Here is an 11847-nt window from a genome sequence, read left to right as displayed (position 1 = left end):
TGAATCCCTCACTTTCATCAACTTCTATCACCTATTTTGATCTCATTTACTATAATCAAAACCTGTTATTTAGAAGAAAAAAAGACCCGCATAGATGCGAGTCTTTTTTGAAGATTTATTACTTAACTTCTACAGAAGCGCCAGCATCTTCAAGTTTAGCTTTCATTTCTTCAGCTTCTTCTTTAGCGATACCTTCTTTAACTGGAGATGGAGCACCATCAACTAAAGCTTTAGCTTCTTTAAGACCAAGACCAGTGATTTCACGAACAACTTTGATTACGCCGATTTTTGAACCACCAGCAGAAGTTAGGATTAGGTCAAATTCAGTTTGCTCAGCAGCGCCACCCTCAGCAGCTCCACCTGCTACAGCTACAGGAGCAGCTGCAGTTACACCAAATTCTTCTTCGATTGCTTTAACAAGGTCGTTAAGTTCTAAAACAGTCATTTCTTTAACTGCTTCAATGATTTGTTCTTTAGTCATTTTGAAATCCTCCTATATAAATAAGTTTTTTAGTTTTTGTAAAACGTTAGCGAACAAGCGTCAGCTTACGCGCCTTTTTCTTCTTTTTGCTCTGCAACAGCCTTCGTAACTAATGCGAAACCACGCATTGGAGCTTGAAGTACGTTCGCAAGCATAGAAAGTAGACCTTCGCGTGATGGAAGTTCAGCAAGAGCTTTGATTTCTTCAACCGAAGCAACGCGTCCTTCAATAACACCAGCTTTGATCTCAAGAGCATCATGCTTCTTAGCAAATTCGTTTAGCACCTTTGCAGGAGCAATTACATCCTCTGCACTGAAAGCAACAGCGTTCGGTCCAACAAGCTTTTCGTTAAGCTCAGAAAGCTCAGCTGCATCAGCTGCACGACGAGTTAAAGAGTTTTTGTAAACTTTGAACTCAACGCCTGCTTCACGAAGCTGCTTACGAAGTTCAGTTACTTCAGCAACGTTAAGACCACGGTAGTCAACAACAATAGTTGCTTTATTATCACGTAGCTTATCAGCGATATCAGATACGATTTGTTTCTTTTGTTCTAGTACGCTCATCCTTACACCTCCCATGGTTTTTATACCATACCGTCAAGAAGCGAATATAAAAAGCCCCCATGTAGACATGAGGGCATTATTGATGTCAGTTACACTGAATCTATAAGCTTACCTCGGTAGGAAATTAAGCAACCAATGCACCTACTGTCTACGGTATGATGTTCATTTTTATCTTAGTCGTGCCAAAGCACTCTTAAGAGTATACTTTACTAATTATTGAAAGTCAATAATTACTTTGCAATTGATGAAGCGTTAACGCGTACACCAGGTCCCATAGTTGATGCTACAGCAACATTCTTCATGTATGTTCCTTTAGCAGCAGAAGGTTTTGCTTTCACTAATGTTTCAATAATAGTTGTGAAGTTCTCAACAAGTTTTTCTGTTTCGAACGATACTTTACCGATTGGTACGTGGATGTTACCAGCTTTATCAACACGGTATTCTACTTTACCAGCCTTGATTTCATTAACAGCTTTTTGAACATCAAATGTTACTGTACCAGTCTTAGGGTTTGGCATTAAGCCTTTTGGTCCAAGAACACGACCAAGCTTACCAACTTGTGCCATCATGTCAGGAGTTGCTACGATTACATCAAACTCGAACCAACCTTGGTTGATCTTGTTGATGAAATCCTCATCACCTACATAATCAGCGCCAGCAGCTTCAGCTTCTTTCGCTTTTTCACCTTTAGCAAATACAAGAACGCGTTGAGTTTTACCTGTTCCGTTTGGAAGAACAACAGCTCCACGGATTTGTTGATCTGCTTTCTTAGGGTCAACACCTAGACGTACAGCAACTTCAACTGTTTCATCGAATTTAGCTGTAGCAGTTTTCTTTACTAATTCAATTGCTTCATCAGCAAGATATGCCGCATCGCGGTCTACTAGCTTTACAGCATCTTGATATTTTTTACCTTTTTTAGCCATGCTAATTTCCTCCTCGAATGTGGTTTTAGCGGTAGTACCTCCCACTATTAAAGGTTGCGAACCTAAAACTTAGGTAAAGAGGGGTTTCCTCATCGCAACCTCCATAAAAAACAATGTTACAAATTAGTCTTCAATCACGATACCCATGCTACGTGCAGTACCTTCAACCATACGCATAGCTGCTTCAACATCAGCTGCGTTTAGGTCTGGCATCTTCGTTTCAGCAATCTCGCGTACTTTATCACGCTTAACTGTTGCAACTTTCTTAATGTGAGGCTCACCAGAACCTGACTCGATACCAGCAGCCTTCTTAAGAAGAACAGCAGCAGGTGGAGTTTTAGTGATGAATGTAAACGAACGGTCTTCAAATACCGTAATTTCTACCGGGATGATAAGACCCGCTTGATCTGAAGTACGAGCGTTAAATTCTTTACAGAATCCCATAATATTAACACCTGCTTGACCTAATGCAGGACCAACCGGCGGCGCTGGATTAGCTTTACCAGCAGGAATTTGTAATTTAACCATTTTAATTACCTTTTTAGCCACGTGACACACCTCCTTAGTCCGTGATGTGGTTATCCGGGTGTCTACACCCTCCCACTCAAAAAACGGATGCAATCATGCACCCGATGGTTCATGTAGTAAAACCATTATCAAACATGAAGATTTTATCACCTTCAGAGATAACTTTCAAGTTTTTTTGAATTAAATCTTTTCAACTTGATCAAATTCAAGCTCTACCGGGGTTTCACGACCGAACATATTTACATGCACTTTAATCTTTTGCTTGTCCAAATAAATTTCTTCAATCGATCCGATAAAGTTAGCAAATGGACCTTCCTTCACCTTAACTGATTCTTTTAATTCAAAATCAAGATCAGCTTTAGGCTCACTTACACCCATTTGTTTCAAGATCGCTTCTGCTTCTTCAGGTAATAACGCTGTAGGTTTTGAACCCGCACCCGAAGAGCCGACAAAGCCAGTTACTCCAGGTGTATTACGTACAACATACCATGAATCGTCTGTCATGACCATCTCAACAATAACATAACCAGGAAATACCTTTTTTGTCACTTGCTTCGTTTTCCCGTTTTTCACTTCTGTTTCTTCTTCAACAGGAACAAGCACTCGGAAAATTTTGTCAGTCATATCCATTGACTCAACACGTTTTTCCAAGTTTGCTTTTACTTTATTTTCATAGCCTGAATACGTATGAACCACATACCAATTTTTCTCCATGTTTAATAGGACGGTTTTGTCCTTCCCTCCTTCTCTCAACCATACTTAACCAAGACTGAAAGCTATCCAGCTGGTTTATCCGAGCAATAAACGAACAACAGAAGAGATTCCGTAGTCTACAATTGCAAAGAAAACAGTAATAAACGCAACCGTACCAAGAACCACCCAAGTGTAGCGAGTTAATTCTTTACGAGTAGGCCACGATACACGTTTCATCTCAAGTACGACATCTTTAAAAAACTTACCAATGTTCTTTTCGCCGCCAGCCATGGCAGACACCTCCAGCACCAATCAATATAGACAAATAAATGCGTATCTATTCCGAAATTGTTTATGTCAGCACATAAACAAGACCAAACCAACGTCCCATCCATAGGCAAAGCTTGTCTTATTTTAGGGGCTTTACCGTAAAGCAAAACTTTTCACCTTTGTCTTTTTATTTCTATATCCGCTCAAGTTTTTATATATGGTTAATATATCTGCTTAAGTTTCATCCAAGTCAAGGTGTAAAAAAAGCCAAAAAAAGAACCGCTCCATCTGTATTACTTGGTTTCACGATGAAGAGTGTGCTCATTGCACAACTTACAGAACTTCTTCACCTCAATGCGGTTAACGTGAGTTAGTTTATTCTTTTGGGTTGTATAATTTCTCGAATGACAAATCTCACAGGCTAGTATTACTTTATTACGCATCAGGCACCTCCGTACAGCTGTATACACACTCTTTAACTGTAGCACAGCAACTATTAAGTGTCAATTGCTTCTAGTGATACCAACTGATTGGCTGATAGATTCACCACCTGGCATCCTACAAGAAAAAGAACCTGGTTGACATAGAACCAGGCTCTAGTGCTCCTTATAGCGTAATACCTTTTAACTCTACATAACGCTCTAGCTTACGCTTTACACGCTGCAGGGCATTATCTATTGATTTTACATGACGGTTCAGATCCTCAGAAATTTCTTGATAGGATCTTCCATCGAGGTAGTGCATTAACACTTGTCGCTCGAGTTCACTTAAGATTTCTCCCATTTTAAGCTCGATATCTTCAAACTCTTCTTGGTTGATTAATAGATCTTCTGGATTGGTTACTCGACTTCCACAGATTACATCCAATAATGTACGGTCTGACTCTTCATCATAAAGCGGCTTATCAAGTGAAACATACGAGTTAAGCGGAATATGCTTTTGTCTCGTAGCTGTCTTGATTGCGGTAATGATTTGACGGGTAATACATAGTTCTGCAAATGCCTTGAATGATGCAAGCTTGTCCCCTTTAAAATCTCGGACAGCTTTATAAAGACCTATCATACCTTCTTGGACAATGTCCTCATGATCTGCTCCTATCAAAAAGTACGACCGAGCTTTTGCTCGTACAAAATTCTTGTACTTGTTGATCAGAAACTCAAGAGCACCACTATCCCCCATACGCACTTGTTCCACTAACACATCATCATCAACTTGATCATAACTGAGCTTTGTTACCGTTTCTTGAAGGTCCATGTGCACGACAATCCCCCCGACCTTGGATGTTGTCCAAATTATACGATAATTATATAGCACAGATTTCCAGCCGGTCAACCACTCATCTGCCGCCTCGACGCCATCTTTCAAAAATTTCAATCATTTCTTCATTTAGCGGCAGTTTTGTCGAATCTCGCTTTTTTCGTGTAGTTTCGACACTTTCTTCAATCCCTTTATCTGCCACTTCAAGTTCAATTAATAACTCTCTGGCTGACTTCCTTAATGCACCGCTTCCAAAGATTAGTGATTGCTCTGTAAAGTCAGAAGTAGCTACATGAATTCGTGTATCAATTTGTTTTAGATCAAGCACAAGTCTCTCAATTCGTTCATCTGCAGTTTCATTTTCTTTCGTATAGATCACATCCACACGGTAGTTAAGATACTGCTTCCCAATTCCTGCAACCATATGAGCATCAAAGATGACCTTCACCTCATACCCAGTAAAAGCTTGATACTCAGCCATCCGCTCAACGAGACGATCACGCGCCAGAGCGAGATCACGATCCTTTAATGCTCTCAGCTCCGGCCATGCTCCAATCATGTTGTAACCATCTACAAGGAGAATATCTTTCATTTTACTTGTTTCCTAATGGATGACGTCTTCTATACACTTCATACATCAAAAGGCTCGCTGCAACAGATGCATTAAGAGAGGTAACTTGTCCTACCATTGGAATCTGAATCAGAAAGTCACATTTTTCTTTAATTAAGCGGCTGATTCCTTTCCCCTCGCTTCCAATAACTAACCCAATGGGCATATCAAATGAAGCTTGACGGTAATCAGCACTCCCTTTTGCATCTGTGCCGGCAAACCATAAGCCTCTCTTCTTCAAATCATCCATCGTTCTTGCAATATTAGTTACGCGTACAACCGGGATATACTCAATCGCACCGGTTGAGGCTTTGGCAACTGTCTGCGTGAGGCCTACTGCACGGCGCTTTGGAATAATAATTCCGTGTGCTCCTGCGGCATCAGCTGTCCGCATGATAGAGCCTAAATTATGAGGATCTTCTATTTCATCTAGAATAAGAAAGAAAGGTTCTTCCCCGCGTTTTTCGGCAAGTGCAAACAAATCATCCATCTCTGCATATTCATAGGCAGCAATCGAAGCAACAACCCCTTGGTGATTGGAGCTGTCTACTAGCTGCTCAAGCTTTTTCTTTGGAGCATTTTGGATTAGGACGCCTTGCTCTTTTGCCAGCTGTACAACCTTAGTCATTTGTCCTTTATTGGACCCCTCTGCAATCCAAATTTTATTAATAGCATGTCCTGCGCGAAGAGCCTCAATGACCGGATTTTTCCCTAAAATAAACTCCTGTTTCATACTCTCACGCCTCCTTCCATTTACTTTTATTATTTATTTTTCATCCAATATAGCAACGACCTTTTCCATCACTTGATCTAATCGTGCATTTTCACCTTGTAAATAAAGATAGCCAAGCACAGCCTCAAATCCGGTAGAATAGCGATACGTATTAGCATCGGTATTCTTTGGGATCGAGCCTGACTTTGCATTGCGGCCGCGCTTTAGCACGGCCTCTTCTTCCGTTGTAAAAAATTCTTCATCTAATAATGAGTAAACCACTTTTGCTTGTGCTTTAGCTGATACAAAGCGCGTCGCTTCTACGTGCAGCCGATGCGGCCTTACTTTACCTTGCGCAATAAGATAGTAACGAATATACATATCTAATACCGAGTCGCCCATATAGGCAAGCGCTAATGCATTAAGCTGTGTTAAATCTGTATTCGGTTCTATTAATTTCATCTTAACCTCGTTTCCACCTAACACCTTGCGCAGTGTCTTCAAGCAAAATACCTTGATCCTTCAGCTGATCACGAATTTCATCTGCACGCTTAAAGTTACGCGACCTGCGAGTTTCATTTCGCTCTTCAATCAAGGCTTCTATTTCTGTATCTAAAAGTTCTGCTTGGGTACGGACCACAATCCCTAGTACATCTGCTAACTCATCAAATAAATCGATGAATGCATGCAAGACTTCTTTAGATGTTTGTTCTTCACGCAAGTATCGATTCGCCTCTTTAGCAAGGTCAAACATTACCGCAATGCCGTTTGCGCTATTAAAATCATCATCCATTTCCTTAATAAACGCTTCTTTCAGCTGCGAGATTTTCGTTAACCATTCTGCTTTCTCTCCGTAATCAGCCGATTCTCCTAAGCGGTGCTCTAAACTTGAAACAGCTGTGCGAAGACGCTCTAATCCATTCTTAGCTCCATCTAGCAGTTCGTCGCTGAAATTAATCGGGCTGCGATAGTGAGCAGTCAGCATAAAGAAACGTACGACTTCTGCAGAATGCTGTCGAATAATATCATGTGCTAAAACAAAATTACCGAGTGATTTCGACATTTTTTCGTTATTTATATTAATAAATCCATTGTGCATCCAGTAATTTGCCATCGTTTTTCCAGTTAAAGCTTCCGATTGGGCGATTTCATTTTCGTGATGAGGGAAAGATAAATCTTTTCCGCCGGCATGAATATCGATCGTATCGCCTAAATATTTCTTCACCATCGCAGAACATTCGATATGCCAGCCTGGACGACCATCACCCCACGGACTCTCCCAAGAAACTTCTCCTTCTTTAGCCGCTTTCCACAATACAAAATCAAGCGGGTCTTCTTTTCGCTCATCTACTTCAATTCTCGCACCAGAGCGAAGGTCATCTATCGATTGAGAAGATAGCTTGCCGTAGCCTTCAAATTTCTTTGTGCGGAAATAAACATCTCCCCCCGACTCATAAGCGTATTCTTTTTCAATTAACTTAGCTACAAATTCAATAATTTCCGGAATCGTCTCTGTTACACGAGGGTGTTTATTAGCCTTTTTGACTCCGAGTGCGCACGTATCATTGTGGTATTCTTCAATGAAACGATTCGCCACAGCAAATACGTCTTCTCCAAGTTCGTGAGCAGCCCGGATGATTTTATCATCTACATCTGTGAAATTAGAGATAAATTCTACCTCATACCCGCGATATTCTAAATAACGTCTGACCATATCATAGACAATCGGCGGTCTTGCATTGCCAATATGGATGTAGTTATACACGGTAGGCCCGCACACATACATCTTAACTTTCCCCTCTTCCATCGGTACAAATGTTTCTTTTTTCTTTGTTAAGCTGTTATATAGCTGAATCGCCATATGATCGACTCCTTCAACTTTTAATCATTCATTAGTTTTATTAATCGTTAATTACTATTTTGATTGTCTTTGTTCTTCTAGCTGCTTACGCAGATCGCGAACCTCATCTTCTAACTCTTTTAATTTATCGGCAATAGGATCTGGTAATAGGTGATGGTTTAGGCCGTGTTCTACTTTTACTCCATCTTGAATAACAATCTTTCCTGGTATCCCTACTACGGTGGAATTAGGAGGTACAGGCTTTAATACAACCGAACCTGCTCCTATACGAGCATTCTCTCCAATTAAAAATGATCCTAACACTTTAGCACCAGAGGCAATCAATACACCATCTGCTATAGTCGGGTGGCGCTTGCCTTTTTCCTTCCCTGTTCCACCTAATGTTACACCTTGGTAAATCGTCACATTATCCCCGATCTCACAAGTCTCCCCAATGACAACACCCACGCCGTGATCAATAAATAACCTTTGGCCAATGACTGCTCCAGGATGAATTTCAATTCCGGTGAAAAAGCGACTAATTTGTGATTGCAATCTTGCTAAGAAGTAAAACTTCTTTTTCCACATCCAATGAGCGAGCCGGTGTGACCAGATCGCATGAACTCCTGAGTAGGTAAAAATCACTTCTACCCGACTTCTAGCAGCAGGGTCCTGACTAAACACCACATCTACATCATTCATGAGCGTTCGTATGATTTTTCTCATCGCTTCTCCTCCCCCTTTGAAAATTATCTCTTTTTTTAAATATAAAAACGCCCCTGTGCAGCATATGCACAGAGGCGCCTAGCGCGGTTCCACTCTGTTTTAGTAAAAGGGAGCATCCCTCATACTATCTCTATGGCATATAACGACGCCACTCGCTTTCCCCTACTAAACCGGAGTGATTCAGAGAAAGGCTCAAGGGTGCATGTTCAGAAATCATTGCTTAAACCACTTTCAGCCGATGATGGTTCTCTCTAAAAAGCAATTATATTCCTTACTTTTCCCTCTCAACACGATAACACTATTTATAAAAGACTTTTAAGGCGAGCTGTCACGACTGCTTTGCCTAGAAGTTCAATTGATACTAAAAGATCTGGACCATGCGTCTGGCCGGTTGTTGCTACACGGATTGGCATGAAGAGATTCTTGCCTTTTTGGCCTGTCGCTTTTTGAGTCGACTTAATAGCAGCCTTAATCTCTGCAGCTTCAAATGTGTCAAGCTCTTCAAGTTCACTTAAGAAATGCTTCAGCACTTCAGGTACTTGCTCTTCATCGAGTACGTTTTGCGCTTCTTCATTATAATCAATTTCTGCCTTAAAGAACAACTCTGTTAACTCAACAATTTCTGCCCCGTAATGGAGTTTTTCTTGATGCAGGCTTACTAAGCGTTTTGTCCACTCAAGACGCTCTTCATTCATATCTTCAGGCAGTCTTCCTGCTTTCTCTAGATGAGGAATGGTCAGCTCAAGAACTCTCTCTAGCTCTGCTTCTTTAATATACTGGTTATTCATCCACGTCAGCTTATCTGTGTCAAATACAGCAGGAGCCTTTGCTACACGGTCAAGCGAAAATTGCTCTCCTAGCTCTTTCATAGAGAAGATCTCTTCTTCTCCGACTGGTGACCAGCCAAGTAATGATAGGAAGTTCACAATGGCTTCCGGCATGTAACCAAGCTCTTTATATTGTTCCACAAATTGAATAATCGACTCATCACGCTTACTCATCTTCTGACGATTAGGATTTAAAATTAATGATGCATGAGCAAAACGAGGAGTTTCCCAGCCAAATGCTTGATAAAGCATTACTTGGCGCGGTGTATTAGATAAATGCTCCTCACCACGAATGACATGTGTGATTTTCATTAAATGATCATCAACTGTCACAGCAAAGTTATACATCGGCACGCCGTCTTTTCTTGCAATAACGAAATCACCAATGCCGTCAGACTCAAATGTTACTTTCCCTCTTACCGCATCATCGATCACAATATCCTGACCCTCAGGCACGCGGAAACGAACAACAGGCTTGAGGCCCTTTTCTTCGTAAGCTTTGCGTTCACTTTCAGTCAAGTTACGATCACGACCGCTGTATTTAGGCGTTTCGCCACGTGCAAGCTGCTCTTCACGCTCTGCTTCTAACTCGCTTTCCGTCATATAGCAGTAGTACGCTTTGCCTTCATCAATAAGCTTTTGAATATATTCTTTGTATAGGTCAATACGCTCCATACAACTGTAAGGACCATATTCGCCTCCTACGTCAACACTCTCATCCCACTCAATTCCAAGCCACTTCAAACTGTCCATTAATTTTTCTGTCGCAGTCTCTACATTGCGGGCTTGATCTGTATCCTCAATGCGAAGGATAAACTTTCCGCCTTGGCTTTTTGCAAATAAATAATTAAATAATGCCGAGCGGGCACCACCAATATGTAAATGCCCCGTCGGACTAGGAGCAAAACGTACTCTCACTTCACTACCCATTTCATGCACCTTCCATTTCTAAAATAGTATGCTTTTTATTGTAGCATTGTTCCTATAATCCTGCGTCACTCTTTTTAGACTTGCCTAAAAGAATTAAGATGACTTTGTCAAAAGCACCGTTGCTAGTGAAGCAATACCTTCGCCGCGGCCTGTGAAACCAAGCTTCTCGGTAGTTGTGGCTTTCACGTTAACTTGGCTGATATCTGCTTCAAGAAGCTCCGCAATGCGCTGTCTCATCTCATTTATATGAGGAGCCATTTTTGGTTTTTGGGCAATGATCGTGCAATCAATATTGCCTAATTCATACCCCTTCTCCTTTACAATTCCCCATACATGAGTTAAAAGTTTCGCTGAATCTGCATCTTTAAACTCAGGGTCAGTATCTGGAAAATGTTTGCCGATATCACCTTCAGCCACTGCTCCAAGAACAGCATCCGCAATGGTGTGAAGCAGCACATCTGCATCAGAATGACCAAGCAAACCTTTCTCATACGGGATTGTGATTCCGCCGATAATGAGAGGTCTTCCTTCTACTAATTGATGCACATCATATCCTTGTCCTATTCGAATCATCCTATACTCTCTCCTTATGTGCCAATATCGCTTCTGCAAAAAGCAGATCTTCAGGGGTGGTAAGCTTTATATTTGTATAATCGCCTTCAACAATCGTCACTGACCTGCCTGCCCATTCAATAAGGCTCGCATCATCTGTACCTAATTGATTGGCATCCTCTGCCTTATCATGCGCTTCTTTTATGGTAACTAGCTGAAAAGCTTGCGGTGTTTGAATCGACCATAGTTCAGAGCGGTCCATCGTCTCCACCACTGTCATATCTCTTACTCTTTTCACCGTATCTTTCATAGGTACAGCTACGGTTGCAGCCTTATCAATTGCCGCTGCTTGCACAAGCCGGTGAATGACTTCCTGCTTGATAAAAGGTCTGGCCCCGTCGTGAACTAATACGATTTCTTCTTTTTCCTCATCCCTTGTGTCAAAAATAGCATCAATTCCACATTTTACACTTTGCTGCCGCTCTGAACCTCCATCAACCAATTCAATCGGCTTCTCTCCCTTAAAGGTAGAGGTTAACTTTTCCATTTCGCGGCGATCATCTTTATTAACTACAAGAACAATGCGTCTGCACCATGAGTCTTCTATAAAAACACGAAGCGTATGGACAATAATCGGCTCATTCTTAAGAAAGATAAATTGTTTGTTCTTTCCTGCCCGCATTCTTTTCCCTTGTCCTGCAGCAGGAATGACTACACTATAGTTCATGTTTGTATACCTCTACTTCTCCTCGATGCAACAAAAGACAAAACTACTGCTGCGGCATCATTTTATTGCCTTTTATTTTATCATGATTTTAAGAATACACGCATAAAATTTGCCATGCTTAATCAGCCATCCTACCCGTAATGAAGCAAAAAGAGTAAGTTAACCTAAAAAAGAAAAGCACCTTCCATCTGAATCAACGCTTAGA

Annotated in this window: 16 protein-coding genes and 2 other annotated features; all 16 genes read right to left on the bottom strand. The window is 41.2% G+C overall.

Going from position 1 to position 11847, the window contains the following annotated elements; translation table 11 throughout:
• Window positions 1–118 precede the first annotated feature (118 nt).
• The gene (rplL, locus tag BPOF4_RS00585) at window positions 119–481 is read right to left on the bottom strand and encodes a 50S ribosomal protein L7/L12 (RefSeq protein WP_012957127.1); all 363 of its coding nucleotides are present in this window, start codon (window positions 479–481) and stop codon (window positions 119–121) included.
• Between the two features lie 65 nt (window positions 482–546).
• Window positions 547–1044: a 50S ribosomal protein L10 gene (rplJ, locus tag BPOF4_RS00580; RefSeq protein ID WP_012957126.1), complete on the bottom strand. Its 498-nt coding sequence runs from the start codon at window positions 1042–1044 to the stop codon at window positions 547–549.
• Between the two features lie 38 nt (window positions 1045–1082).
• Window positions 1083–1216 (bottom strand) — a sequence feature (ribosomal protein L10 leader region).
• A gap of 58 nt (window positions 1217–1274) precedes the next feature.
• Entirely contained in the window at window positions 1275–2015 is a 741-nt protein-coding gene (gene rplA / locus BPOF4_RS00575) for a 50S ribosomal protein L1 (RefSeq protein ID WP_075683995.1), read from the bottom strand.
• 78 nt (window positions 2016–2093) lie between these two features.
• On the bottom strand, window positions 2094–2519 hold the full coding sequence (gene rplK, locus BPOF4_RS00570) for a 50S ribosomal protein L11 (protein ID WP_012957124.1): 426 nt from the start codon (window positions 2517–2519) through the stop codon (window positions 2094–2096).
• Window positions 2520–2678: 159 nt separating this feature from the next.
• Window positions 2679–3212 carry a transcription termination/antitermination protein NusG gene (nusG, locus tag BPOF4_RS00565; protein ID WP_012957123.1) on the bottom strand — a complete coding sequence of 178 codons (534 nt, stop codon included), beginning with the start codon at window positions 3210–3212 and terminating at the stop codon, window positions 2679–2681.
• 75 nt (window positions 3213–3287) lie between these two features.
• Window positions 3288–3482: a preprotein translocase subunit SecE gene (secE, locus tag BPOF4_RS00560; protein WP_012957122.1), complete on the bottom strand. Its 195-nt coding sequence runs from the start codon at window positions 3480–3482 to the stop codon at window positions 3288–3290.
• 272 nt (window positions 3483–3754) lie between these two features.
• Window positions 3755–3904, bottom strand: coding sequence for a 50S ribosomal protein L33 (rpmG, locus tag BPOF4_RS21455; RefSeq protein WP_012957121.1), 150 nt, complete (start codon window positions 3902–3904; stop codon window positions 3755–3757).
• A gap of 163 nt (window positions 3905–4067) precedes the next feature.
• Window positions 4068–4715 carry an RNA polymerase sporulation sigma factor SigH gene (sigH, locus tag BPOF4_RS00555; protein WP_012957120.1) on the bottom strand — a complete coding sequence of 216 codons (648 nt, stop codon included), beginning with the start codon at window positions 4713–4715 and terminating at the stop codon, window positions 4068–4070.
• A gap of 82 nt (window positions 4716–4797) precedes the next feature.
• The gene (locus BPOF4_RS00550; protein WP_012957119.1) at window positions 4798–5310 is read right to left on the bottom strand and encodes an NYN domain-containing protein; all 513 of its coding nucleotides are present in this window, start codon (window positions 5308–5310) and stop codon (window positions 4798–4800) included.
• 1 nt (window position 5311) lies between these two features.
• Window positions 5312–6061, bottom strand: coding sequence for a 23S rRNA (guanosine(2251)-2'-O)-methyltransferase RlmB (gene rlmB / locus BPOF4_RS00545; RefSeq protein ID WP_012957118.1), 750 nt, complete (start codon window positions 6059–6061; stop codon window positions 5312–5314).
• Window positions 6062–6094: 33 nt separating this feature from the next.
• Window positions 6095–6502: a Mini-ribonuclease 3 gene (locus tag BPOF4_RS00540; protein ID WP_012957117.1), complete on the bottom strand. Its 408-nt coding sequence runs from the start codon at window positions 6500–6502 to the stop codon at window positions 6095–6097.
• Between the two features lies 1 nt (window position 6503).
• Window positions 6504–7901, bottom strand: coding sequence for a cysteine--tRNA ligase (gene cysS, locus BPOF4_RS00535; RefSeq protein ID WP_012957116.1), 1398 nt, complete (start codon window positions 7899–7901; stop codon window positions 6504–6506).
• 54 nt (window positions 7902–7955) lie between these two features.
• The gene (cysE, locus tag BPOF4_RS00530; RefSeq protein WP_012957115.1) at window positions 7956–8606 is read right to left on the bottom strand and encodes a serine O-acetyltransferase; all 651 of its coding nucleotides are present in this window, start codon (window positions 8604–8606) and stop codon (window positions 7956–7958) included.
• A 67-nt stretch (window positions 8607–8673) separates the two neighbouring features.
• Window positions 8674–8903: a binding site (T-box leader), on the bottom strand.
• 5 nt (window positions 8904–8908) lie between these two features.
• The gene (gene gltX, locus BPOF4_RS00525; protein ID WP_012957114.1) at window positions 8909–10363 is read right to left on the bottom strand and encodes a glutamate--tRNA ligase; all 1455 of its coding nucleotides are present in this window, start codon (window positions 10361–10363) and stop codon (window positions 8909–8911) included.
• Between the two features lie 93 nt (window positions 10364–10456).
• Complete coding sequence (ispF, locus tag BPOF4_RS00520) at window positions 10457–10936, bottom strand: 2-C-methyl-D-erythritol 2,4-cyclodiphosphate synthase (protein ID WP_012957113.1); 480 nt, start codon at window positions 10934–10936, stop codon at window positions 10457–10459.
• 1 nt (window position 10937) lies between these two features.
• Complete coding sequence (gene ispD / locus BPOF4_RS00515) at window positions 10938–11642, bottom strand: 2-C-methyl-D-erythritol 4-phosphate cytidylyltransferase (protein ID WP_012957112.1); 705 nt, start codon at window positions 11640–11642, stop codon at window positions 10938–10940.
• Window positions 11643–11847 lie beyond the last annotated feature (205 nt).

The organism is Alkalihalophilus pseudofirmus OF4, from assembly GCF_000005825.2.
Lineage (GTDB): Bacteria > Bacillota > Bacilli > Bacillales > Bacillaceae_D > Alkalihalophilus > Alkalihalophilus pseudofirmus.
The sequence above is the reverse complement of the archived record's forward strand: the minus strand, read 5'-3'. Positions and strand labels throughout refer to the sequence as shown.